General features: G+C 57.8%; 25 protein-coding genes. 5 read left to right on the top strand and 20 right to left on the bottom strand.

Annotation, left to right across the window (positions count from 1 at the left end):
• The 5 genes from truB to thiM all read left to right on the top strand — a co-directional run bounded on the left by truB (nucleotide 1) and on the right by thiM (nucleotide 6,818).
• Nucleotides 1–927 carry a tRNA pseudouridine(55) synthase TruB gene (truB, locus tag ACYQ11_RS00835; RefSeq protein ID WP_459921836.1) on the top strand — a complete coding sequence of 309 codons (927 nt, stop codon included), beginning with the start codon at nucleotides 1–3 and terminating at the stop codon, nucleotides 925–927.
• 135 nt (nucleotides 928–1,062) lie between these two features.
• On the top strand, nucleotides 1,063–1,332 hold the full coding sequence (gene rpsO, locus ACYQ11_RS00830; protein WP_459921835.1) for a 30S ribosomal protein S15: 270 nt from the start codon (nucleotides 1,063–1,065) through the stop codon (nucleotides 1,330–1,332).
• Between the two features lie 410 nt (nucleotides 1,333–1,742).
• Nucleotides 1,743–3,854 (top strand): polyribonucleotide nucleotidyltransferase, encoded by a 2,112-nt coding sequence (gene pnp, locus ACYQ11_RS00825; RefSeq protein ID WP_459921834.1) that lies wholly within the window; start codon nucleotides 1,743–1,745, stop codon nucleotides 3,852–3,854.
• On the top strand, nucleotides 3,855–5,138 hold the full coding sequence (locus ACYQ11_RS00820; RefSeq protein ID WP_459921833.1) for a M16 family metallopeptidase: 1,284 nt from the start codon (nucleotides 3,855–3,857) through the stop codon (nucleotides 5,136–5,138).
• A gap of 870 nt (nucleotides 5,139–6,008) precedes the next feature.
• The gene (gene thiM / locus ACYQ11_RS00815) at nucleotides 6,009–6,818 is read left to right on the top strand and encodes a hydroxyethylthiazole kinase (RefSeq protein ID WP_459921832.1); all 810 of its coding nucleotides are present in this window, start codon (nucleotides 6,009–6,011) and stop codon (nucleotides 6,816–6,818) included.
• A 74-nt stretch (nucleotides 6,819–6,892) separates the two neighbouring features.
• Here thiM and ACYQ11_RS00810 read toward each other — a convergent pair whose 3' ends face one another.
• The 20 genes from ACYQ11_RS00810 to ACYQ11_RS00715 form a co-directional block, all read right to left on the bottom strand.
• Entirely contained in the window at nucleotides 6,893–8,347 is a 1,455-nt protein-coding gene (locus ACYQ11_RS00810; protein ID WP_459921831.1) for an OmpP1/FadL family transporter, read from the bottom strand.
• A 439-nt stretch (nucleotides 8,348–8,786) separates the two neighbouring features.
• Nucleotides 8,787–9,266, bottom strand: coding sequence for a cyclic nucleotide-binding domain-containing protein (locus tag ACYQ11_RS00805; protein ID WP_459921830.1), 480 nt, complete (start codon nucleotides 9,264–9,266; stop codon nucleotides 8,787–8,789).
• 36 nt (nucleotides 9,267–9,302) lie between these two features.
• Nucleotides 9,303–11,102, bottom strand: coding sequence for a Na(+)/H(+) antiporter subunit D (locus tag ACYQ11_RS00800; protein ID WP_459921829.1), 1,800 nt, complete (start codon nucleotides 11,100–11,102; stop codon nucleotides 9,303–9,305).
• 23 nt (nucleotides 11,103–11,125) lie between these two features.
• Nucleotides 11,126–11,449, bottom strand: coding sequence for a hypothetical protein (locus tag ACYQ11_RS00795; protein ID WP_459921828.1), 324 nt, complete (start codon nucleotides 11,447–11,449; stop codon nucleotides 11,126–11,128).
• Between the two features lie 12 nt (nucleotides 11,450–11,461).
• On the bottom strand, nucleotides 11,462–11,605 hold the full coding sequence (locus tag ACYQ11_RS00790; RefSeq protein WP_459921827.1) for a hypothetical protein: 144 nt from the start codon (nucleotides 11,603–11,605) through the stop codon (nucleotides 11,462–11,464).
• A gap of 1 nt (nucleotide 11,606) precedes the next feature.
• On the bottom strand, nucleotides 11,607–13,085 hold the full coding sequence (locus ACYQ11_RS00785) for a monovalent cation/H+ antiporter subunit D family protein (RefSeq protein ID WP_459921826.1): 1,479 nt from the start codon (nucleotides 13,083–13,085) through the stop codon (nucleotides 11,607–11,609).
• Nucleotides 13,086–13,087: 2 nt separating this feature from the next.
• The gene (locus ACYQ11_RS00780) at nucleotides 13,088–14,599 is read right to left on the bottom strand and encodes a complex I subunit 5 family protein (protein ID WP_459921825.1); all 1,512 of its coding nucleotides are present in this window, start codon (nucleotides 14,597–14,599) and stop codon (nucleotides 13,088–13,090) included.
• The gene (locus tag ACYQ11_RS00775) at nucleotides 14,596–15,003 is read right to left on the bottom strand and encodes a cation:proton antiporter subunit C (RefSeq protein ID WP_459921824.1); all 408 of its coding nucleotides are present in this window, start codon (nucleotides 15,001–15,003) and stop codon (nucleotides 14,596–14,598) included. Before ACYQ11_RS00775 ends, ACYQ11_RS00780 begins: the two co-directional genes overlap by 4 nt.
• 1 nt (nucleotide 15,004) lies before the next feature.
• Nucleotides 15,005–15,838, bottom strand: coding sequence for a hydrogen gas-evolving membrane-bound hydrogenase subunit E (mbhE, locus tag ACYQ11_RS00770; RefSeq protein ID WP_459921823.1), 834 nt, complete (start codon nucleotides 15,836–15,838; stop codon nucleotides 15,005–15,007).
• Nucleotides 15,835–16,080 (bottom strand): Na(+)/H(+) antiporter subunit B, encoded by a 246-nt coding sequence (locus ACYQ11_RS00765; RefSeq protein WP_459921822.1) that lies wholly within the window; start codon nucleotides 16,078–16,080, stop codon nucleotides 15,835–15,837. Before ACYQ11_RS00765 ends, mbhE begins: the two co-directional genes overlap by 4 nt.
• A 1-nt stretch (nucleotide 16,081) precedes the next feature.
• Nucleotides 16,082–16,423 (bottom strand): monovalent cation/H(+) antiporter subunit G, encoded by a 342-nt coding sequence (mnhG, locus tag ACYQ11_RS00760; RefSeq protein ID WP_459921821.1) that lies wholly within the window; start codon nucleotides 16,421–16,423, stop codon nucleotides 16,082–16,084.
• Nucleotides 16,424–16,428: 5 nt separating this feature from the next.
• Nucleotides 16,429–16,722: an MrpF/PhaF family protein gene (locus ACYQ11_RS00755; RefSeq protein ID WP_459921820.1), complete on the bottom strand. Its 294-nt coding sequence runs from the start codon at nucleotides 16,720–16,722 to the stop codon at nucleotides 16,429–16,431.
• 2 nt (nucleotides 16,723–16,724) lie between these two features.
• Nucleotides 16,725–17,279 (bottom strand): Na+/H+ antiporter subunit E, encoded by a 555-nt coding sequence (locus tag ACYQ11_RS00750; RefSeq protein ID WP_459921819.1) that lies wholly within the window; start codon nucleotides 17,277–17,279, stop codon nucleotides 16,725–16,727.
• A 208-nt stretch (nucleotides 17,280–17,487) separates the two neighbouring features.
• On the bottom strand, nucleotides 17,488–17,916 hold the full coding sequence (locus tag ACYQ11_RS00745) for a response regulator (protein ID WP_459921818.1): 429 nt from the start codon (nucleotides 17,914–17,916) through the stop codon (nucleotides 17,488–17,490).
• Nucleotides 17,917–18,025: 109 nt separating this feature from the next.
• Nucleotides 18,026–18,592, bottom strand: coding sequence for a CBS domain-containing protein (locus ACYQ11_RS00740; protein WP_459921817.1), 567 nt, complete (start codon nucleotides 18,590–18,592; stop codon nucleotides 18,026–18,028).
• Nucleotides 18,593–18,680: 88 nt separating this feature from the next.
• Complete coding sequence (locus ACYQ11_RS00735) at nucleotides 18,681–20,153, bottom strand: DASS family sodium-coupled anion symporter (protein ID WP_459921816.1); 1,473 nt, start codon at nucleotides 20,151–20,153, stop codon at nucleotides 18,681–18,683.
• A gap of 21 nt (nucleotides 20,154–20,174) precedes the next feature.
• Nucleotides 20,175–20,603, bottom strand: a complete 429-nt coding sequence (locus ACYQ11_RS00730; protein ID WP_459921815.1) for a response regulator — start codon at nucleotides 20,601–20,603, stop codon at nucleotides 20,175–20,177.
• An 84-nt stretch (nucleotides 20,604–20,687) separates the two neighbouring features.
• Complete coding sequence (locus ACYQ11_RS00725; RefSeq protein WP_459921814.1) at nucleotides 20,688–21,914, bottom strand: response regulator; 1,227 nt, start codon at nucleotides 21,912–21,914, stop codon at nucleotides 20,688–20,690.
• Nucleotides 21,915–22,170: 256 nt separating this feature from the next.
• Nucleotides 22,171–23,679 (bottom strand): SLC13 family permease, encoded by a 1,509-nt coding sequence (locus ACYQ11_RS00720; RefSeq protein WP_459921813.1) that lies wholly within the window; start codon nucleotides 23,677–23,679, stop codon nucleotides 22,171–22,173.
• A 17-nt stretch (nucleotides 23,680–23,696) separates the two neighbouring features.
• Nucleotides 23,697–24,611 (bottom strand): response regulator, encoded by a 915-nt coding sequence (locus ACYQ11_RS00715; RefSeq protein WP_459921812.1) that lies wholly within the window; start codon nucleotides 24,609–24,611, stop codon nucleotides 23,697–23,699.
• Nucleotides 24,612–24,904 lie beyond the last annotated feature (293 nt).

The raw sequence follows: 24,904 nt of genomic DNA, 5'->3' as shown, positions 1-24,904 counted from the left end.
ATGACCCGATCCCTGTTAACCCGCCCCAGCGGTATTCTGCTCATCGACAAACCGGAAAATCTCAGTTCCGCCGGTCTGGTCACCCGCGTCAAACGGATCACCGGCGCCGCCAAGGTGGGGCATGCCGGAACCCTGGATCCCTTCGCCCGGGGCCTGATGGTCTGCGGCATCAACCACGGCACCCGGCTGTCCCGGTTTTTTCTTCAGGGCGACAAGGCCTACACCGCCACCATCACCTACGGCATCGAAACCGACACCCTGGATCGTACCGGCGCCGTGACCCGCACCGCCCCCAAGGATTTTTTCGATCAGCATCCGGATTTTTTCAGCGAAACAGTTCAGACCGGGCTGATTTCACATTTTCTGGGGCCCTTGCAGCAGATGCCCCCCGTGTATTCGGCCCTCAAGCACAAGGGGGTTCCCCTTTACAAACTGGCACGCAAAGGCAAGCCCGTTCAAAAGGAGGCCCGGGCCGTGGTCATCCACCGTCTGGAGCTCATGGACATCACCCCGCCGTCCATCGTTGTGTCCGTGGCCTGTTCGGCGGGCACCTACATCCGGTCCCTGGCCGCCGACATCGGAAACCTGGCCGGATGCGGCGCACACCTGAGTGCCCTGGTCCGCACCGAAACCTGCGGGTTTTCCCTGTCCCAGGCCACGGATCCGGACACCCTGGCCGATCTGCCCGACTGGACCTGTCACCTGATTTCCATGGACCGGGCCCTGTCGGACATGCCCGAAGCATCGGTGGACGACGCCCTTTCCGTCAAAATCCGGAACGGGGAAGTGCTGGGCCCCTCCGATCTGGCCGTGACGCCGCCCGAGGGCTGCCTTAAGATTCTCGATAAAAACCGGCAGGTTCTGGCTCTGGCGGAGTTCGACAAAAGCAGGCGGCGATACAATTATTGTTGTGTTTTTAAGGATTAGATGTATAATGCCTTGATTTATATATTCATCGATTGACGGATCCGTCTCGACCCCATGCGTTCATTCTGAGTGGAATATTGGTTTGAGCGGCGACGGATCCCCGGGTTATTCCAAACTTTATGACGGAGGAAAAACGTGGTTTACGCCAAAGAAGACAAACTTGAGACCATCGCCAAATTCAAGCAGCACGATTCCGACACCGGTTCACCGGAAGTTCAGATCGCCCTGCTCACCGACCGCATCGTGTACCTGACCGAACACGTCAAGGTTCACAAAAAGGATCATCACTCACGCCGCGGTCTTTTGATCCTCGTCGGGCGTCGGCGCCGGCTGCTCAACTATCTCAAAGGAAAAGACATCAACCGTTACAGAACCCTGCTCGAACAACTGGGGCTGAAACGTTAAAACCCGAACGGGCGCCCGGCCCCCTAAGGCCGGGCGCCTCTCGAACACACAACCCGCAGCGTTCGGATTCCCGGTTTGCGTAATAGCCATTCATGATGAACTCATATAAAGTCATCAAAGGCGGGCAAAGAAAAACGTTCGAGTTCAAGGCGTCGCGAATCCCGAGGAATGAGGCGTACTTAAGGTACGCCGCAGTGACGAGGGATGAAGCGCAACGAAGAAATCGGACGTTTTACGAAGCCACCATTCATGTCAAATAAGCACGCCTGTAATATCAAAAGACCATGGCCCGGGCTCCTCGTCACGCCCATGGCTTCTTTTGATGTCACATGTGTGCGATTATTTCACATGAATCGATTGCTACGCAAACCTTCCGACGCCGCCCACGCAACAGACAAAGGAGTGACATAATGGAACAACGCTTTCACGCTGAAATCGGCGGCAAGACCTTCAGCATCTCATCCGGTAAAATCGCCAAACAGGCTTCCGGAGCCGTCATCGTCCAATTGGGAGAAACCATGGTTCTCGTAACGGTGGTGTCGGAAAAAAAAGGCCGGGAAGGCCTGGATTTTCTGCCCCTGACCGTCGAATACCAGGAAAAAATCTATTCCGCGGGCCGCATTCCCGGCAACTACTTCCGCCGGGAAATCGGACGCCCCAGCGAAAAGGAAGTCCTGACCTGCCGTCTGATCGACCGCCCCATCCGCCCGCTGTTTCCCAAGGGATACTACTGTGAGACCCAGGTGATCTGCACCGTGCTGTCCATGGACCGCGAAAACGAGCCGGACATCCTTGCCATGGTGGGCACCTCGGCGGCCCTGTCGATTTCGGATATTCCCTTCGAAGGCCCCATTGCCGCGGTCCGCGTGGCCCGGGTAAACGGTGAACTGATCGCAAACCCCACCATCGAGGAATCCAAACCGGCGGATATCAATATCGTGCTGGCCGGCAACCGGACCGGGGTTATCATGGTCGAAGCCGGGGCAAAAATCGTCAGCGAGGCCGACATGCTCGACGCCATCGAATTCGGGCACAAGGCCATGCAGCCTCTGATCGACATCCAGGAAAAACTGGTCGAGGCCCTGGGCAAGCCCAAACGGCCCGTCGAACCGGTGGTCATCGACGAGGCCCTCTACGGCCTGATCAAGGAAAAGACCTACGACGCCGTGGTCGCCGGCCTTCAGGTTCCCGACAAAATGGACCGTCGTGACGCCCTGTCCAAAATCAAAAGCGATCTGATCGACAGCCTGGGCGAGGCGTACGCCGATCGGAAAGACGAGATCGGCGGTCTGTGGGAAAAACACATCAAGGCCGTCAGCCGGGAAATCATCCTTGAGAAAGGCCACCGCATCGACGGTCGCGCCTTCGATGAAATCCGTCCGATCACCTGCGAGGTCGGTGTCCTGCCCCGTACACACGGCAGCGCCCTGTTCACCCGCGGTGAAACCCAGGTGCTCGGCGTGGTGACCCTGGGCTCCGGCAACGACGAACAGCGGGTGGAAACCCTCAGCGGCGATTCCACCAAACCGTTCATGCTTCACTACAACTTCCCGCCCTTTTCCGTGGGTGAAGTCAAACGCATCGGCGGTCCCGGTCGCCGTGAAATCGGCCACGGCGCCCTGGCCCATCGGGCCATCGAGGCGGTCCTACCCGAGAGGGAGTCGTTCGATTACGTGATCCGGATCGTTTCCGAAGTCACCGAATCCAACGGCAGTTCCTCCATGGGCACGGTCTGTTCCGGCACCCTGGCCCTGATGGACGGCGGCGTGCCCATCAAGGCGCCGGTCTCCGGCATCGCCATGGGTCTGGTCAAGGACGGGGACAAGATCGCCATCCTGTCCGACATCCTCGGTGATGAAGACCACACCGGCGACATGGATTTCAAGGTGGCCGGAACCCGTGACGGCATCACGGCCCTCCAGATGGACATCAAGATCAAAGAACTGTCCAAGGACATCATGGTCAAGGCCCTGGAGCAGGCACGCATGGGCCGGATTCATATCCTCGACCGCATGCTCTCAAGCCTGGGTGAAACCCGCCCCGAGATCTCCAAGTATGCGCCCAAGGCCTACTCGGTCATGATCAACAAGGACAAGATCCGTGACATTATCGGCCCCGGCGGTAAAATCATCCGCCAGATCCAGGCCGACACCAACACCACCATCGAGGTCAACGACGACGGCCTGGTCAAGATCCACGCCACCAGCCAGGAAGACGGTGAAGCGGCCCTCCGCATCGTCACCGAGATCGGCACCGATCCCGAACCGGGCACCATTTACGACGGTGTGGTGTCCAAGACCACGGACTTCGGCGCCTTCGTCACCATCAAGCCCGGTACCGACGGTCTGGTTCATATTTCCGAGCTGGCCAACTACCGGGTCAAGAAGGTCACGGACATCGTCAAAGAAGGCGACACCATCCGGGTCAAGGTCCTTGAAGTGACCCGCGACGGCAAGATCCGCCTCAGCTACAAGGCGGCCATGGACGACCAGACTGCGGATATCCTGGAAGAAGACAACTAGATGACCGTCGTAACGACACGTAAAACGGTTTTGGGGAACGGTGTCCGGGTGCTTACCCGGCACCTTCCCCACGTCCGTTCGGTGTCCATGGGCATCTGGGTCACGGTGGGCTCCCGCGACGAGGCCGCCCATGAAAACGGCCTCTCCCATTTCATCGAACACATGCTGTTCAAGGGAACCGGGACCCGCTCCGCCTTCCAGATCGCCCGGGAATTCGACGCCATCGGGGGCCATTCCAACGCCTTCACCTCGTCCGAATACACCTGCTATCACGCCTGGGCCATCGACAGCCATCTTGACATCATGGTCGATCTGCTCGGCGACATCGTGCTCCATTCGACCTTCAACGACCAGGACATTGCAGGCGAACGACCGGTGATTCTGTCCGAAGTGAGCATGATCGAAGACAGTCCTGAAGAATACGTTCACACCCTCTTCGAAGAAAATTACTTTAAGGGCCATGCCCTGGGCCTCCCGATTCTGGGCAGCCCGGAAACCATCGAAACCTTCGATTCACAAAAAATCAAAGACTATTTTTCCCGGCATTACCAGCCGGGACGCATCATCATTTCAGCGGCGGGCAACCTGTCCCACGAACAGTTCGTGGACCGTGTGGCTCCGATCTTCGACTCACTGCCTGCCAAAACCGATCCCCTGGTGCGGCTCTGTCCCGACCCCGTGGTCCATACCCGGGTCTATCCCAAGGACCTGGAACAGGTCCATCTCTGTCTGGGCAATCGGGGCCTTTCCCTCACCGATCCGGACCGGTTCTGCAGTTCCCTGCTCAACACCCTTCTGGGCGGCAACATGAGTTCCCGCCTGTTTCAGGAAATCCGGGAAAACCGAGGCCTGGCCTACGCAATCTATTCGTTCACCGCCCTCAACACGGATACGGGCCTGTCGGGCGTCTACACCGCCGTGGCCCCCGAGGACGTGATAGCCTCGCTGTCCCTGATACTCAAGGAACTTGGCGCCCTCTGCGCCGGGCCCATTCCCGACGAGGAACTGCGCGCCGCCAAGGAATACATCAAGGGCAACATCCTTCTATCCGCCGAAAGCACGGAAAGTCAGATGATCCGCATGGCCCAGAATGAAATCCACTACGGTCGGGACATGACTGTCTCCGAGGTCATCGACCGGATCCAGGCGGTGACCGTCGACGACATCCTCGCCCTGGCCCGCCGCCAGTTCAGAGGTCAGCGCCCTTCCCTCACGGTGCTGGGCCCCTTTGACCGCGTCTCCGACCTGGACCGCCTGATCGACGATTACGACGCCAAACCTTGATGGCTTCGTAAAAAGTCCGATTTCTGCGTTGCGCTTCATCCCTCGTCACTGCGGCGTACCCTAAGTATGCCTCATTCCTCGGGATTCGCGACGCCTTGAACTCGAACTTTTTTCTTTGCCATCATTTGATGACTTTTTACGAGTTCATCAAACCTTAGAAGGTTTTTGTCCTGCCGAACCGTCCCCGTACGACACCGATGCGTTTGCCCCGGCCCTGCCCTCAGGGCAATCGCAAGTATGATCTTAAAACACATGGGTCTCTTCCTGCGGAACGGATCATGCCGTTCACGTTTACGGTCACGAGCACGATGCCGGAAGGCAACACGTGAACGCAACCGTCAGACGGTTCAACCGGCGAGGGATGATGCGGTCGAGAAGGTCTCGGTCTGCCGTGCTCGTGCGCGTGACCGTGAACATGCACGTGAACGAATAGTACATGCGATTGCCCTGATCATCGCATGTTTCAAACCCTTGAAGAAAACTAAAAACGGTCTTCGTGAGAATCTCAGTGGATTGATCACAGATCAATCCTGTGGACTTAAACACGTCATCCGTGCCGGCAGGAAATACACCGCGTGAGCACACGACACCCTCTTTGTGACTCTGTGGCTCCGTGAGAAATCTCATAGACCGTCCCCTTCTGAGACGCCGGTGTAATGCTCTCACAGAGGCACAAAGACACGCCTATGAGAAAAGCCGGACAGGCCTTCGCCTGTCACACGGTGCCGCTCATCGACATCCGGCGCATGACCGTGGAACATGCGATTGCCCCGGCCCTTCCCTGCTGGAGGCTTGCAGGGCTGTTGCGTCTGTGGTATCTGATCAGAGACCAATTCAACGATTCCCCCCCCCCTATGCGAGGATTGAACCATGACCATGAAAGCCTTTACCCGGGATAATCTGGAGACCCTTCGCGAAAGGTCTCCCCTTGTTCACAACATCACCAATTTTGTTGCCATGAACGTCACGGCCAATATTCTGCTTTCGATCGGCGCATCGCCGGTCATGGCCCACAGCCGTGACGAGGTCGCCGACATGGTGTCCCTTGCCGATGCCCTGGTGCTCAATATCGGTACCCTTGAGGAAAATTGGGTGTCGGCCATGATCACGGCCGGACGGGCGGCCAACGACAAAGGTATACCCGTGATCCTTGATCCCGTGGGGTCCGGAGCCACGGCCTACCGGACCCGGTCGGTGCGACGGATACTCGATGAATGCCGGGTCTCGGTGCTCCGGGGCAACGCCTCGGAGGTGCTGTCCCTGTCCGATGTGGCGGCCACCACCAAGGGCGTCGATTCGTCCCTGGGTCTGTCCGATGAGGCGGTGGATGTCTGCCGCGACATGGCCGGGCGTTTAAGTCTGGTGGTGGCCGTATCCGGTGAGGAGGACTGCATCACCGACGGCCGGGCGGTCTATCGGGTTCGAAACGGCCATCCCATGATGGCCCGGGTGACGGGGCTGGGCTGCGGGTTGTCCTCGGTGGTCGGGGCTTTCTGCGCGGTATGTCCCGATGATCTCTTGCGATCCGCGGCGGCGGCCTTCGGGTTTTACGGCCTCTGCGGAGAGATGGCCGCCCGCCTGAGCAAGGGCCCCGGCAGTTTTGAGACGGCCTTTCTGGACACGCTCTACCTGACCGGAACCGATGAAGTCCAGGCCCGACTGAAAATCATCGAGGCCTGATCGGCCGATCAAAACAAAAAACCAGGGGCGGTAACGCCCCTGGTTTTTTTGTGCCTGTGTGTGAAACGAAACGCTTAGAAATTGTAGGTCAGCGCCAGACCATAGCCGACCAGGAAACCGTCGGCGGAGGTTTCAACCCGGTAACCGGTGATGCCGGTGGGGTTGTATGAGTGATTCAGATTGTCGCTTTCGCCGCCGATCATGCGTTTGGTTTCGGCGTGAGCCAGTTGCAGCGAGGCGTCCAGAGTCCAGGGACCAAAGTTGAGGCCGGTTCCGATCGAATAGGTCTTGCGGTCGGCGTCGGGCCACATGATGTCGAAGGTGTTGTCGGGGATCGGTGTCGGATCGTAGAAGTATCCGCAGCGCAGGGCCACCATCTCGTTGACCTGCCATTCGGCGCCCAGACGGATCTGGTTGGTATCGTTCCAGTTTCGTTCGAGGGTTTCATCAGGAATGGCACCCATGAGAGGCGTTGAAAATTTGGTATATTGGGTACTATTAATGCTCCAGTTGGTCCAGACCACGTCCATTTCCAGGGTGACGCTGGGCACGGGTTTGACCATCACGCCCACCTGAACCTGTTCGGGGTGGTCGTAGGACATGTCGGCGGTGGTTACTTTGGCGCCGTCGATGGTCACATCGCCGTCAAAATCGGCTTCCGCCCGGCCCCGGTAGGAAAGACCCACAGCGACCTTGTCGTTGGGAGTATACTGAAGACCCACGTTCATCGAGTAGTTGAAGCTGTCTTCCAGTTCCAGTTCAAGCCGTTTTCCGTCATACAGGTAATAGGCGCCGGCCAGTTGGGCGGCGGCAGCACCCGTAGCGGCACTGCCAGTTGCCGCTGTTACGGTCGCGTTGATTTCACCAAGCTTTGTCATCATGTCAGCCTGATCCGTATACGTGTCGTATGAAGGGGCAATCACGCCACGAAACGCTTCAGACGGCGCGGCGAGATTCAGATTTTTTTCCGCACCGGATTTGGATTTGCCGATGGAAACGCCCACGCCCACGGAGAAAGCGTCGTTAATTTTGTAGGAGACGGACGGGGTTACGACTTCACGCAGGTAGTACGAGTGAAACCAGTTTAGGGAACCCGCGGAACTGTCGCTCCATTCCACATCGAGGCCGAAGGGCACATAGGCCGCCACACCCAGGGAGATTCTGTCGTTGATCGGCTGGGCGTATCCCAGGAAGGGCACGTAAAGAAGGTCTGCTTCGTCCTTAATATTGCTGCCGCCGATGTCGGCAAGCGGTGCGCCGGTGAATTCGGAACGACCGCCTGTTGCGGTGTATTCATGGAACTGAAGGTCCGGATCGCACACCTGCAGGGCCACGGACAGTTGGCCGCCCTTGAGCTGGGACAGGCCCGCCGGGTTGTAGTAAATGGAAAAGACGTCGTTGGACTGGGCCGTGACCGCACCGCCAAGGGCCGTGGCTTTGGGGCCGATGCCGAAGGTGTCGACGCTGGCCGCGTATGAGGCTGTTGCAGTGATCACCGACAGGATCATACCGAGAACGATTTTTTTCATGTTTTGAATCTCCCCCTCAACAATGAACCCGGTGCCGTGTCGGGCGCCGGATCCGGATAAAGTATAAAACACACCGTGCAACCGATTGGGTTTCTCACGACCTCATGCCCGATACCCCGGCGCGTTGCCGTACAGATCATCCCCCTCCACACGCCTGCTCCAGAAGGGATCACGTCTCTGCGATCAAGAATGAACCTCGTGACGCGTGTCATCGGTTCGCATAAAAAACAATGGTTCTAAATACCATCCCGGGTCGTAAAAAACAAATACTTTGTAGGATAAACAATGGTAATTAAAGGATTTTCATTTACGTTTGGGTTTATAATACGGACCCGCGAACGCTGTTTACGTTAACGTCAAGGAAGATCGAAACCGATGCATCGGGGGGGGATAAAAAAGCCCGGGCGGCAACGCCCGGGCAGACATGACGGGAAAAAAATCAGTGCTTCAGATCATGGATATCCGGATGGGTGGTGACGGCCCTGAGGAACTGCTCGGTGCGCCGCTGGATCCGGCCTGAAAAAACCACGGCGATGCTTTTCATCACATGAAAGCCCATGGAGTGGTTCCGTTGAAGCAGATCCATCAGGGCCTGGCCGTTGATGACGATCAGCTCGCACTGATCGGCGCAGACGGCGTTGGTGCTGTAGGTGCCTTCGGCAAACAGGGCGGAAAACCCGAAGGTCTCGCCCACGGTGATGGTGCCGGCGGTGAGGGTCATCTTGTCCGACAGACGCTGTTCGATCAAAACCGTGCCGCGCCGGATCAGATAGAGGTTTTCCACGGCATCGCCCTCCCGAAACACGTAGTCCCGGGATTCCACGTGAAGAACCTTGGCAAGGGGGATGATCGTTTCGATCATCTGATCGGTCAGATCACTGAAGATGATGTTGTTTTTGAAATCGTCGATTGAGGCCATGGGCGTGTCCTTTATCTGTTTTTCGTACCTTATGATTTATGTCAGAGCGATCAGCCCCACGATGAACAGGGCGGTGACGAGAGCCGTCAGGCCCACGGGCAGGGACCCGCTGTCGAACGCTTTGGTAATCCGCGCCGTAAAGGCGGCGTCATCCGTGGGCTCGTCCGTCAGAAGGCCCTTGAACGGCAGCAGGACAAGCCCGGCCAGGGTGGCCGGGGCCTTTTGCGCGAACCGGTTGATTGCCGAGGTCAGGGTACGGACGAGCACGGCATCGGCCACGGCGTTGGCCGTGTTCATCACCGCATCGGCCAGTCGGTAGAACGCCCTGCCCCCCTTGCGGTAGAACCAGTCCGTATCCAGGTTTTCCGCCCGGACCTCCGACGGATAGAGCCCGGAAAGAATCAGCAGGAAGTAGGCCAGAGCGCCGAACATCAGAAGCTGGAGCTGGCCCACCACATGGCTGCCCGAATAGGGATGGTAGTCCACGGCAAAGGGCAGCAGATTGTACAGGCTGTGGTAGTCCACGGCCGTGTAGATGCACAAAAAGGCGGCCATGCCCATGGCCACATGCATGTGAACCGGCGCTTCCTTGGGACGGAGACCCGAATCCTTTCCGAAAAAGATGAAGTACGGCACCTTGAGCCCGCAGTAGACGCCCACGGCGGCGAACTGGAGCACCATCCAGACCAGAAGGAGTTTTTCGTAGCCCACGGCGCTGATGATCATGGACTTGCTGACAAACCCGCTGAACAGGGGGACGGCCGAAATGGACGCCGCGCCGATGATGCAGAACAGGCAGGTCAGGGGCATGGTCCGGTACAGACCGCCCAGATCGGTGCAGCGGGATTTGCCGGTCATTTCCATGACGGCGCCGGCGGACATGAACAGAAGGGCCTTGTAGAGAATGTGACAGAAGGCATGGGCCACGGCCCCGTTTATGGCCAGCTGGCTGCCGATGCCGATGCCGCAGAGCATGAAACCGATCTGGTTGATCAGGCTGTAGGACAGGACCCGCCGGATGTCGTTTTCGATGATGGCGTAAAAAATGGGAATGGCCGCCATGAGGGTTCCCAGAACGATCAGAAGATCGGTGCCCGGAAACATGCGGGCCATGACATAGACGGCACTCTTGGTGGTGAAGGCGGACAAAAACACGGCCCCGGCCACGGTGGCTTCGGGATAGGCGTCCTTGAGCCAGCCGTGGATGGGAAAGACCGTGGCGTTGATGGCGACGCCGATAAAGATGAACCAGGCCGCGGGGCCGGTCAGGCCGATGTACGAGAACTGGGTGGTCTTGTAGGCCTGGATGTACAGCACGATGCCGGCCAGAAGGGAAAGGCCCCCCACGATATGCACCAGAATGTAGCGGAAGGCCGCCGCCTGGGAAGCCTTGGTCCTGCGGGCCAGGATCAGGAACGTCGAGGCGATGGCCATCACTTCCCAGAAGATGTACAGGGAAAAAAGGTCCCCGGCGAAGGTCACGCCCAACGCCCCGCCGGCGTAGCAGAGGCCGGCCGTGTACTGCAGGTCGTCGTTCACCTTGAGGGCGTAGATCAGGCCGATGAAGGTGATGAGCGTAAAGATGATGCCGAAGGCCCGGCTCAGGCCGTCAACCCGTCCGAAGATCAGGTTGAACTCCGGTCCGAAGGTCAGAAGCCCGACGGTCCAGCGGGCGCCGCCCTGAATGTCGACCCCGGCGATCACAAGAAGGCTCACAAGGGGAATGAGCAGCATGTACACGGATTTGACCCGGCCTTTCAAAAAGGGAATCAAAAGGGCGCCGAAAATATAGATCAGCGAGGGCGGGCAACCGGTTTCGAAAAGTGACTGAATCATATCACACCTGACAGCGTTAGGGGTTAATCGTTTTCGTAATACCGTTCATCGCGTTTGACCAGCAGCCGCAGCACCCGGGCCCCGACGATCAGGACCACGCAGGCGATGAAGCCGTAGACGGCGAAAAATTCAGGGGCGTTGCCCAGCGCCACGGGGTCGTGCTTGTGTACGACGAAATCCAGGCCCAGAAGCACGACAAGAAGCACGCCGAACACCGCAAGGGTTTGTTTGACCCGCCTGGGATCGTCGAAAAACGAAAGGGTCCGGCCCCGGCTGTACCGGAGAATCAGGGCGCAGACGGCAAAAAAAACGGCCCCGGAGATCAGCAAGGAATAAAAAAGTGTCATATCAGTACCTCGTCATGCCGGATGGGACAGATAGTTGAAAAGAAGAAATCCGAGAAAAAGCGCCGCTGCGGCCAGCAGACCGTAAAACACGGGACGGTATCCCGGAACGGGGTCGTGGCGGATTTCCATGGTTTCCTTGGGGGAATCAGGGCTCATGTCAACCTCCGAAAACAGTCTGGGCCGTCATCTGGGCCAGGCGCAGAAAGGGTTGGGGAAAGAAAAACAGAATCACCGATATGGAGGCGGTGATGCACAGGGGCACCAGACACCAGATCGGCACCTCGTCGACCTTGTTCTCGAACATGGATTCCTCATCGGTACAGAAAAAGGCCCTGTACACAATGGGCAGGAAGTAGGCCACGTTCAGGAGGGAGCTGGCCAGAAGCACGAACAGGAAAAAGATCTTTCCGGCTTCCAGGGTGCCCAGGACCAGATACCACTTGCTGATAAAACCGCCGCAGGGGGGAAGGCCGATGACGCTCAAGGCCCCGATCAGAAAACAGCCCATGGTGACGGGCATGCGCTTGCCGATACCCACCATGTCGCTGATGTTCTTGATGCCCGAGGCCGCGTAAATCGCTCCGGCGCAGAAGAACAGGGTGATTTTTCCGAAGGCGTGCATGGCGATGTGAAGGACGCCGCCGGTGACGGCAAGCGGAGACAAGAGGGCCACGCCAAGAACGATGTAGGACAGCTGGCCGATGGTGGAAAAGGCCAACCTGCGCTTGAGACCGTCCTGGGACAGGGCGATCAGCGAGGCGGCGATGATGGTGAACGAGGCGATGTAGCAGATCACCGTGTTGAGGTCGGTTCGAAGCAGAAGATCGGTGCCGAAAACCCCGGTGATCACCCGTGCCACGCAGAACACGCCGACCTTGACCACGGCCACGGCGTGCAGCAGGGCGGACACCGGCGTGGGGGCCACCATGGCGGCGGGCAGCCAGGAATGAAAGGGCATGATCCCCGCCTTGGCAAACCCGAACACGAACATCAGAAGCAGGATCAAAAGGGTCGTCTGCGAGAAATGATTGCCCAAAAAACCCTGGGATACGAAATCGAAGGTGCCGGTTTCGGCAAAGATAAACAGCATGGCCGGCAGCACGAAGGCGATGGATGACCCCAGGATATACAGGATGTATTTGCGTCCGGAGCTTCTCGCTTCCTGATCCTGGTGATGGGTGACCAGGGGGTAGGTGGCGAAGGACAGCATTTCATAGAACAGGTACAGGGTCAACAGGTTGGCCGAAAAGGCCACGCCGACGGTGGCGGACAGGGACAGGGCGAAGAAACAGTAATACCGGGTCTGGCTGTGCTCCTTCAAGGTCCGCATGTAGCCGATGGAGTAGGCCGAGGTGACGATCCAAAGGGGCGTGGACACCAGGGCGAACAAAAGACCGAAGCTGTCGACCCGGAAGGCCAGGGCAAGATTCGGCATCACCTCGAACAGGGTGAACTCGATCCTGACGCCCGACAGCACCAGGGGGGCCATGGAGGCCACGACCAGAAATTTCAGAATGGCGGCGCCAAAGGTCCAGGCTTCCCGGACATTGTCCGACTTGCTTGAAATCAGAACGGGAACCACGAAAAGCGAAACCAGGATCGCGATGAGCGGTTTGGCAGAGTAAATCGTTTCCATAATTAAGCTATCCCTGACGGTATGGCGGATTGAATGAGGTTTGTCACAATGTCTCCCGAATAGATGCCCAGAACGATCAGAGCCGCCGCCACAACCAGGAGCGGAACCACCATGGACAGGGGTGCCTCGTCGATCACCGCCTCATGGCCGTGATGGGCATCATCGTGATCGTCATGGCCGTGATGATCGGCGAAGGGTTCGAAAAAGGCGATTTCAAAGATCCGGAAAAACAGCACCGCGTTGACCAGACTGCTGAACAAGAGGGCCGCCACAAAGGCGTAGTGCCCGGCGTCAAGGCCTCCGATGATCAGATACCATTTGGAAAAGAACCCGCAGGTCGGGGGAATGCCGATGACGGCCAGGGCCCCCACCGTGAAACCGATCATGGTCACGGGCATTTTCCGGAACAGCCCCTTGAGGGAGTCGAAGGAATCGTCGTTCAGCTTGTAGACGATGGCCCCTGCCGCCATGAACAGACAGAGGGTCATGGCCGCGTCGTTGATGATGTGAAGGCCGGCGCCGGTAATGCCCATGCGGTTCCCGAGAAAAAAGCCCCCCACCATGTAGCCCACTTCGGCGACGATCACGTAGGTCATCATTTTCAGCAGGCGTTTCTGGGCAAGGGCCAGAAACGACCCCGCGACAATGGCGGCAATGGCCACCCAGACTAAGGCGTCGGACACGGCAAGGGTCTCGAAGGTGTACCCGGGGGTGAACACATAGAGCCCCACCCGGATCATGGCGTAGATCATCACCTTGGTGGTCAGCGGTGCGATGACGCCCGAGGCGGCGGTGGAGGAATAACTGTAGGCGTTGGGCAGCCAGCCGTGCATGGGAAACAGGGCCATCTTGATGAACAGGCCGGTCATGCAGATGACGAAGGCGAACAGGATGATGGGGCTGTCCGACAGGGTCGGGATGAACCGGGCCAGCTCGGCCATGTTCAGGGTCCCGGTGGCGATGTACAGATAGCCCACGCCCAGTAGATAGAACGACGCCCCGATGGTGCCGATGAACAGGTAGTTGAGGCTGGACAGGGGGGCCCGGTCGCTGCCCAGGCCGATCAGCGCGTAGCCGGTCAGGGCCGCAATTTCAAGGAGCACATAGAGGTTGAACGCGTCTCCGGTGGCCGTGATGCCCAGAAGCCCCGAGGTGAACAGGACGTACAGGGCATAAAAGGCGCCGGTTTTGCCGGGAAAGGTTTCGTTGACGGTGGCCCGGGCCGAGATCAGGTTGGTCAGGGCCACGGCGGCGATGACCACCAGAATGGGGGCCGACAGGTAATCGATCACGTATTCGATCCCCACCGGCGCGGGCCAGCCGCCCATGGAATAGATCACCGGGCCGTGGGCCATCACCCGGCCGAGCACCCCGACGGTCGAGGCCAGGGACAGGGCGAGGCCGGTGAGAGCCAGGGGGTAACAGGCCCTGGGATTGATCCAGGATGCCATGGCCGTCACCAGGGCCGTAAGCAGCGGAATGATAATGAGAAGTGCGGGAAGTTGCTGTATCATGGTTTGCCTGCCTGGGATCTTAACTGTGCATTGATGTCGTCTTCCTCAAGGGTGCCGTACTGGCGGTAGACCTTGATGGCCAGGGCCAGGGCCACGCCCAGGGTGGCCACGGACACGACGATGGCCGTCAGCATCAGAACATGGGGAAGGGGGTTGATGTAGTCGGCGGCATGGACGACGTGATGCTCCATGCCGTGGCCGTGGGCGATGATGGGAATCGATTTCCCCGTTTTGAACGCGGTGGACACGTAGAACAAAATGATCGCCGTCTGAAAAATGCTCATGCCGATGATCTTCTTGACCAGGTTGTTTTTGGCAATCATGGCGTAAAGACCGATCATCATCAGGATGATGAAGGCCACGTAGTTGAATTTGGTCGCAAGGATATCGTTGATGGTGTCCATATCACAGCCCCTCGTCGTGTTTGCCTGCCGAAGACAGGTTGTAGTAGATCCAGATCATCACCGCCATGACGGCCAGAGCCACACCGATTTCGATACACAGGATGCCGTGGGACCGTGCCATGGCGTCGGTGCTCCGGAAGATCGGGGCCAGCGCTTTATAATTGAGAAACTGAAATCCGAGCAGCAGGCAGAAAAAACCCGTTCCGGCGTAGATAAGCACCCCCAAAGCTCCGAGCAGGGCCGAGGTCTTTTCCCCGAACCGTTTGATGGTGCGCCTCAGGTCGTTGGAGATGGCGAACAGGATGATCGAGCTGCCCAGAAGGACCCCGCCCTGGAAGCCCCCGCCGGGGCTATGATGACCGTGGGCCACCACGTACAGGGCAAACAGCTGGATGAAGGCGATAATTAAGCGGCAGGTGTTCCGGACGATCAGCGAATCCGGGGCCCACAGGCTGTCGATGCGCATGAAGACCTTGGAGTTTTCATCGGGCAGGGTTCCCCCTTCCTCGATACGCAGGGTGATGCCGGTGGGGGTATGGCGATAGAACCGGGCCGGAGGGTTGACGCTTTCCTTGCGGCGAAGCAGGAAGAAGCAGGCCAGACCGGCGGTGAACACCACGGCGGTTTCATACATGGTATCATACCCCCGGTAGTCGCCCAGGGTGGTGGTGACGATATTCGGCACGTTGGCGTCATCCAGGGTGTTCTCGATGAAATGGGGCGACAGGTGGGTGCTCGCCGGTGAATTCACGTCCCCGAAGTCCGGAAAATGCATGGCGTTGGCGATCAGAAGGGCCCCGCAGACGATAACGGTGATAAGGGCGGTGAGTTTCAATCCTTGGTCCTCCTTGTGGTGTGGAATACGGCGGCCACACAGAACACGGTGCTGACCCCGGCCCCCACGGTGGCTTCGGTGAAGGCCACGTCCACGGCTCCCATGACGGCCCAGGACAGGCACATGAGAAAGCTGTAGGCGCTGAACACGATGGCCGCCCCGAGAAGGTCCTTGACGGAAATGGCGGCGATCCCGCTGACCACGACCAGGACAAGGATGATCATATCGATGGAAATGTTCATGCTAATGGTTCCTTTTCTTGGTCCAGGGTTTGAGGCCTGCCCGCATGCCGGCGTCGAAAATGGCATGGGTGGCCGTGGGGCTGGTGATATAGATGAACATGGCGATCAGAATGATTTTCATGGCGTTCAGGACGGCGGGCCAGGTGAAATGACCGTCATGCAGGGTATAAAGGGCCAGGGCGATCATGGAAAACAAAAGGCCCATGCAGTCGATCATGCCCGCCGGATGGAGGCGTGAATAAAAGTCGGGAAAGCGGATGATACCGACGGCTCCGGCCAGGAAGAAGAACAGGCTGACGGCCATGAGCACGCCGATGATTATGGTCAGGATGTCAAATTCCATGTCGGTTACCCCTTGTGGTCATTGGGCTCGTCGGACAGCCCTTTGCGTTTGTGGAAATACCGGGCCGAGGCCAGAACCGCGATGAAGTTCAACAGGGCATAGGCCAGGGCGATGTCGATGAACATGTCGACCTTCTTGTACAGAATGCCGATGATGATCAAAAGGACCGTGGTCTCGCTGCCGATGGCGTTAACGCCGATCAGGCGGTCAAGAAGCGTGGGGCCCACCAGGGTGCGGTACAGCGACAGCACCATGATCAGGGCCAGGGCAATGCCGGAGTAAAGGATAATCTGTTCCATAATCATTCCCCGAAAATGCGTCCCGCCCGGCTTTCCATGGTGCCGGACTGCGGCGAGGCGGAGACGTCGTCGATAGCGTGAACGGAAAAATCACCGAAGGGCGACAGGGACACGGTGATGGTCCCCGGCGTCAGGGTGATGGAATTGGCGAAGGTGACCAGCGCCATGTCGTGTTTGAGGCGGCTCTTGAAATGCACGATCCGGGGATCGATCAGGTTGATCATGTTCGGATGGAACACCAGCCTGGCCATGTGCAGGTTGCACAGGACGATCTGCCACAGAAGCCAGGGAAAGTACATGAGGAAACCTCCCCAGAGGGCGGGCATGGTCCTGAACGTGGTGGTGGTGATCAAAAGATCCGAGGACAGATAGGCCACGATCAGGCAGGAGATGACGCCCAGGGAAAGATGAAACAGATCGAATTTGCCTGAAAAAATCACCCACATGCCCATCATGATCAAAAAGGTGATAATAAAGGGGATGGGTCTCAAACGCTTCTGGTCCGGCTGCGGCTCCCGTGTCTGGGTGTCCGATGAATCATGGGCCCGGGTAGTCAATTTTCTTTTCCTTCCACGTGTCATCAGCCGCTTGTCCGAGGAAACAAACGGCACAAGAATTCCGGCTGATTGTTTAAGGGTTTCGGCCGTTTCCACCGAAGGGTCCGGGCCGCTTCGGCCAAACAATCCGTCTTAAAAATTAAAATATGGGATATATACTAGCAAGCGCCAAAATGTCAATCTTTTTCTGATGCGCCACGCCGGGTTTCTACCAGCCCTTATGGTTGATTATGTTCTGGATTTCGGCCTGCCGGATCCGTTCTTCATGGGCCTGTTTGATCCCAAGGGCCCCGTTGATCTTTGCGATGAGCGCGTCGGCTTCCGTGGGCTTCATCAAAAAGTCATAGGCTCCTTTTTTCATGCCCAAAATGGCATTTTCAATGGTGGCGTTGCCGGTGAGCATGATTACTTCCACCAGAGGCGCCCTGTCCTTGAGCCTCTCAAGGGTTTCGATGCCGTCCAGGCCGGGCATCAGGACATCCAGAATCACCACATCGGTGCCGTCCGGATCAAACATGTCCAGGGCCTCTTCGCCTGAATAGGCAACCTGAACGGAAAAGTCTCTGATTTCAAGGCGCTGTTTGAGTGTGTCGATAAATTCCTTTTCATCGTCCACGAGAAGCAGTCGGGTTTTCATGGTCTCTCCTTATCGAAAAAGTGGCGGGCCGAAGGGTCGTCTCTGCTTATAATCCATCGGGGCGGTCCGGTCAATTCTCCTTAGGGGGCTCCCCGTCGGCCCGCGGATGTCAACGGGCGGTTCCGATCAGCTCGCAGACTTCGCTGAAAATATCCATCATGCGCAAGACGCCCACGATCTCACCCCCGTCCATGACCAGAAGGGAGTGATGATGACCCAGGACGATCTGGTGAATGGCGTCGGCCAGGGTCTCATTCACCTGGACGTATTCGCCGGCCAGCGGCGTGTACATGAACTCTTTGACCGCCAGGGTCCGGGATTTGGCGATCAGCGCTTCCAGGGTGTCGTCCCACAGATTGTACTGGACGATCATGGATTTCAGAAAATCCGGGCTCAGCCCGAAACGGGACAGACCCAGGGTGGACAGAGGGTCCGAGTGACCGATCAGGCGGTATTTGGGCTCAAGACTCCGGACGATGTCCAGGGGGCTGACCTTGCCGCTGATTTTGCCGGCGGCATCGAAGACCAGAATCGAGAAATGCGGGTAACGGCCGGTCGGGGACTCTTTCTGGACCTCTTGAAGGCGCGAAATGGCCTCCTGCATGGTGGCGTCTTCTGACACGGTGGCGTAGTCGGCGATGGGAATCATGTATTCTTTGACAATGCGTGTTTTCATGGTTTCGTTCATTCTCCGGATGGGGTTCAGGGCTCGGAATCAAAAGAATCGGCCGGCGGGAGTCCCTTCCCCGCCGGCCGAACGAAATTTACATGGGTTTGACCAGAATCGGCATGCCCATCAGGGGCCAGACCACCAGGACAAACACGGCCACAATGACCATCAGGATGAGACTGGTGGGAACGCCGTATTTGAAGAACTCACCGGTGGTGAACTGCTTCGAGTCATAGGCGATGGCGTTGGGGGCCGCACCGACCAGCAGGATAAACGGCATGCCCGCCGTGACCAGGGAGGCGAACAGGATGACTTCGGCCGACACACCCAGGTAGGGCGCGATGACCAGGGCCACGGGCAGGGAGATGGCGATGGCCGCCACGTTCATGATGAAGTTGGTCATGATCATGACAAAAAAGGCGATGCTCAGGACAAACACGAACCAGTGGGCCTTCTGGAACATGGTCAGCCAGTTGATGGCCAGCCATTCGGCTGCGCCGGTTTCCCACAGACAGAAGCCGATGCTCATGGCGCCGCCGAACAGAAGGATGATGTTCCAGGGAATGGCCTCGAGATCCTTGATGTCCAGAATGCCGAGGATGAAGAACAGAATCGTGGACACAAGGATCACCGCCGTCTTGTCAAGGGGCTTTAAGAAAGGAATGAACGAGCGCATGGACATGATGAAGATGCAGGCGAAGATGATGGCGGCGGCGATCACTTCCTTGCGGGTGATGCCTCCCATTTCGGCATTTAAGCGTTTGGCTTTTTCTTTGAGGCCGGGGATGGTTTTCTTTTCCGGCTTCAGAAAAATCATGAAAAAGGCCCAGAGAATAAACACCATGGCCCAGCCTACGGGAAACATGTAGAAGCTCAGCTCGAAAAAGGATATTTCCTTACCGATGATATCGCGGAAAAAGCCGATGGCCACGGCGCCCCGGGCCGCACCCAGAAGGGTGATGATGCTGCCCGCGCCGGCCACGTAGGCCATGCCGATGAACATGGCCTTACCGAAACGGGTGGGGGTGTTGTCGTCGGCATACATGCTGTAGATGGTGATCAAAAGCGGGTACATGGTGGCGGCCACGGCGGTGTGAGCCATGATGTGGGTCAGAAGGGCCGTGACCACAAAGCATCCTAAAAGAATCATACCGGTGTTTTCACCGACCACGGCCAGCATCTTGTAGGCCAGACGCCGGGTCAGCCCGGTCTTGGTGAACACCATGCCGATGACCAGGGAAGCGAAGATGAACAGTACCGAGGGGTCCATGAAGTCCTTGAACGCCGCATTGGCGGGGCGGACCATGAACAGGACCTGAAGAACGCCGATGGCCAGACTGGTGACGCCGATGGGCACCACCTCGAAGACCCACCAGGTGCCGGCCAGCATGAACACGGCCAGGGCACCCTGGGCCTGTCGGCTCAGGGCGAAGTGCTTGCCCATGGGGTCCACGGCGTCGGGAAAGGACGGGGCAAAATTGATGAGGGCAAAAAGGAAAAGGCCGGAAAAAAGAAAGATCCAGCGCTTCCAGTCGATTTGGGTTTGGGTGATGGCGTCTGTTGTCATGATCTGTTAGTCCTCCTTTGGTTACCAGCCCCGTCGTTTCAGAATGGTATCGATTTCAGCCTGCCGGATACGTTCGTCGTGCATGGCTTTCAGTTCATAGGCCTCGTTGATTTTTTGTACCAGCAGATCGGTTTCCGCAGGCTTGAGCAGAAAATCGAAGGCCCCCTGCTTCATGCCTTCAATGGCGTTTTGTATGGTGCCTTCGCCGGTGAGCAGAAGGACCGGAATCAGGGGCTTGGTTTTCTTCATGGCCTTGAGGGCCTCGATGCCCGACAGGCCGGGCATGTTCACATCCATCACCACCACATCGATGTCCACCTTTTCCAGGACGCTCAGGGCGCTTTCACCCGAAAACACCGGCGTGACGGCAAAGTCTCTGATCGAGAGCCGCTGGGCCAGTGTCTCGGTGTACTCCTTTTCGTCGTCGACGACGAGTACCTTGACGTTCATCGTTTATCCTCCGATCCGTTGTTTTCAAGGGAACAGGGCCGGTGAAACAGGCCCTGTCCGGGTTTTGGTATTATCTGACGCCCCTTACATCGCCGGAGCGTTTTTTCTCAGATTGATTTTTTCATAGGCCTGCCGCATGGTATCGGTCAGAATATCGATGTCCGCAGGCTTCTGGAGGTAGGCGAAGGCCCCCAGATCCATGCAGGTCTGTTTGTCCGCCTCGGACCCGTGGCCGGTAAGGATGATCACCTCGATGTGGGGCTTGGTGGCCTTGATCTGCTTGAGCACCTCGAAGCCGTCGATGCCGGGCATCTTGAGGTCCAGGACCATCACTTCCGTTTCTTCCCGGTCCGCGTGTTCCAGGGCATCCTCACCGCTGAACACCACCTTGTTCTGAACCTGGCGCATCTTCAAGCGTTCGGACAGGGTCTGGACAAATTCCTTCTCATCGTCGACCAAAAGCACGTTGAGGGGCGTTTCGAAGTCGAAATTGTGGATGATATCGGTTTTATAGTAGTTTTTCCCGATTTTGGTATCGACGGACCGGACCCCCGGAACCGCCTGGGCGATGCGGGTGATTTTCTGTTTAAGCATGGACAGCATCAGCACGTTTTTTTCTATGGTGACAGTCACCTCGCCCTTGCGGCAGGAGACGACCAGACCGCTGCCTGCATCGGCCAGGGCGATGGCGACCTCGGCGGTGAGCCGGAAATCGTCGATTTCCTGGTTCCGCGTGTCCTCCGGAATGTCGTCGAGGCGCTTCAAGTGCTTGGCAATCAGGTCCGCCGACGCGTCCGTGTCGACCTTGTCCGACGGAATGACGATGTCGTAGAGGGATTCATCCCAGGCTTTTTTCTCGTAAAGGGCGTTGGTCCAGACAATGGCCAGCTTGTCCGCCTGGGCGACCTGGGCTGCGGCGTCCTTTTCATTGAGACCGAAGACGCTGACCCCCTGATCGATGCGGGTCTTTTTGTCGGCGATGATCAGAACCCGCATGGCATGGGTGACCCATTTGGGAACCAGGTGGCCCATGATCCCGTGGAGCAGGCGGTCGCCCTTCCCCACATGGTCGGCCACGGTCCGGGTCAGGCCGGCCAGGCATTTTTCCTTTTCATGGGTGAAATCGTTGAAGGCCAGAGTCTTGTTTTCCATGACCTTGGTCAGGGTGCTCATCTTGATATCGAAGCGCGCCGACGTCTCCGCAAGGATATCCTGATCCGTCACGATGGTCAGTCCGAGATCCTTCGCCAGTTTCGTTGCCGTTTTATCAGCGTGGGTGAACAAGCCGCTGGTCATTATCACTGTTGTCATGGTGGCCTCCTTTATGTGTCAATTCGTGTGAATGGGCTGTTGTTTGATCACTTGCCTTCTTAGTATAGCAAGGGGCGTGCCAAATATTTTTTTATTTAATTTTCAATGTGTTAACACTTTTCCGGTCTGCCACCGACAACATTTTGAAACAAATTAAAACAAAAACATTAGATCGTTTTAGCACAAAATGAAACAAACCCGACAGGTCGTTTCACGGCGGCACTGTCGGGTTTGTTGTGGTTCATACCGGGTCCTTTTATTCCGCATTGACGGGCTGGGTTTCGATCAGCTCATACCCGCTCATGGTCAGCTTGGCCGGTGTTTTCATGTTGTCAATGTTACCCGGCATGCCGACCAGCGGATACCAGATGGCCATACAGAAGGCCAGCACCAGAATGCCCAGAAAGGATCTGAACATCAGAACCTTGAAGGCTTCCCACTGGGTGAAGTACCCGAAGCCGTAGGCAATCAGGGTCGGCGGGCAGCCGATGACCAGGAGAACGAAGGTGGTGGCCAAGGGCACCGACATGGCGATGGGCGCCACGGGCGTTCCGGCCATGTCCGCCATGGGCACCACCACGGGAACCAGAAGGGCGGTGGCAGCGGCGTTGGCCATGAAACTCGTGATGACGGCGCTCAGCCAGGAGGCGCCGGCGGCGACCACGGGCCAGGGCGAATCGGTGAACAGGGGAAAAATCTGGGTGGCCAGCCATTTCCCCGCTCCGGTATCGAGCATGGCCACGCCCAGGGAGAAGCCCGCGCCGAACACCATGATGGGGTTCCAGGGGTACTCGTCCAGACAGCGTTTCCAGTCCACGACCTTGAAGGCCATGCAGACGACGATAAACAGGCCGCCGATGGCGGACACGTGAATCTTGGTCAGGTCGGTCAGGAACCAGAGACCGAAGGTCACGGCCAGAATCCATGCGAGGGTTTTCTCGTTTTTCGTCATGGCCGGCAATTTCTCGACGACCAGCTCCGCAGGCAATTCCTTGATTTTCGGCGGATAGATAATCCACACCGCCAGCCAGGTGGCGACGCCCAGAAACAGGGAGGGCACAAACTGGTAGAGCATGTATTCCATGAACCCGATGTGGTAGCCGGTGATCTGGCCGAGCAGTTCCGCCGATGCGGGTGAACGGCCGCTTCCGAGGAAGGTGGCGCCGCCGCCGCAGGCCGCCCCCAGGGGGATCATGAACATGAAATGCTTGGTGAAGCTGTTGCTCTTGTCCGGCGTGAGACCCATCTTGAGAAACATGGGCATCATGGCGTACAGGAGAATGATGGTGATGGTGGCATCATGGGTCCACGCGGCCATGAAGGTCGCCCCCATGCAGAGGGTAAAACTCAGGCGCTTGACGTTGGTGCCCCCCACCTTGAGGATGTACCCCATGATCCGGCTTGGGAGGGTGGTCTGCCCCAGCATGACCCCGAGCATGATGATGAAGAACACGAACACGACGGTCCGGTTGGCGTAGGGCGCCCAGGCCGCCTTGGACGACTGAATGTTGAACACGATCATGGCGCAGCCGGCCAGGATGGACGTGACACCGATGGGAATGGCCTCGGACGTCCACAAAATCACAATCACGGCCAAAAGGGCGAGAAAGGCGTGTCCGCGCACACCCAGGGCTTCCGGCGTGGGCAGGATCCAGATCAAGAGGCCCACGGCGATCGATATGGCGATCCATTTAAAAGCCTTGCTCTGGCTCTTATCGGCGCCGCCTTCTTCTTCCAGTTTCGCTACATTGATTTCCGTACTCATGGCAACCTCCTGTCAGCTCATCGCGTGACGATGTTTACGATCTCGAAGAAAAGATCCTGTTCTCTCAGAATGCCGGCGGCTTTTTTGCCGGACGTGACGATCAGACGGGTCTTCTGAGTCTTGAACAGCAGTTCGGCCACCTCCATGAGGTTCGCGTTTTCATCGATCATGGGCGGCTTGTCCAGAACGAGCTCCCCGACCTTCTTGTCGGCCAGGGCCTTGAGCTGAATGGTGAACAGGCCGTCCCATCCGCCGGTGAATGCGCTGGAAAACCGGACGCTCTGGGCCATGGACGACTGGGGGGGAGACAGATAGTAGGGCCGGATACCCTTGATCAGATCCTTGATGCTGAGGATGCCCGAAAGCTCTTCCCGGTCGTTGAAGACGAGGATGGACCGGTGGCCCGATTCGCGGACCCGGGAGCTCGAGGCCTTTTCGGTCATGGATGCCATGACGGTCATAATGGCGTCCCGCACCGTCTGGTTGACGCTCACGCGGGAGTAGTTGTCGATCCCGGTCATGATATCCTTGACCTTCTTTTCGCTCTGGGCCGCTCCGGTCTGCCGGAGGGCGAAGGCCTGGTTGATCTTGACCGCCAGAATGTCGATGTCGCAGGGTTTGGCCAGATAGTCGAAGGCCTCGAGTTTGCGCGAACTTTCGGCGGAGCCCTCGCTGCCGTGACCGGTCAGCATGATCACCTGGGTATTCGGAGCGATTTTCTTGATTTCGGCCAGGGCCTCGTGGCCGTCCATGCCGTCCATGCGGACGTCCAGAATCACCACGTCCTGGGGATTCTTCCGGATCAGGCTCAACGCTTCCTCGCCCGATGCGGCCATCGTGGTTTCAAACCCTTTTTTTCTAAGCAGCGTTGATGTTGTCTCACGAAATCGGGGTTCGTCATCCACCATCATCACCTTAATTTTTACAGTCATGTCCGTTCTCCTTTCTTCAAACAAATGGGTTGGCATACCATTGTCCATGCTCGTACTGCGTCAATGATGGTCCCTCCTTAAACGTTTCAGGTGTCATGTCAAAAAGCCGTCCTATTTCGTCTCGCCGATTTCGGCGTATGGTCCACGAAAAGACGGGCCGGCCCGATGCCCCGCAATCGTCGTAACACCAGGGGCCCGCTCAACACCCGTTTGAGGATAGCAGGGAGTGTGCCAGAGGACTGTGCCGCAAAAAAGGGTTAAGGATCAGGATGTTAGCGAGATTGGGCGAAAGG

This window comes from Desulfatiferula olefinivorans (assembly GCF_054657895.1).
The sequence above is the reverse complement of the archived record's forward strand: the minus strand, read 5'-3'. Positions and strand labels throughout refer to the sequence as shown.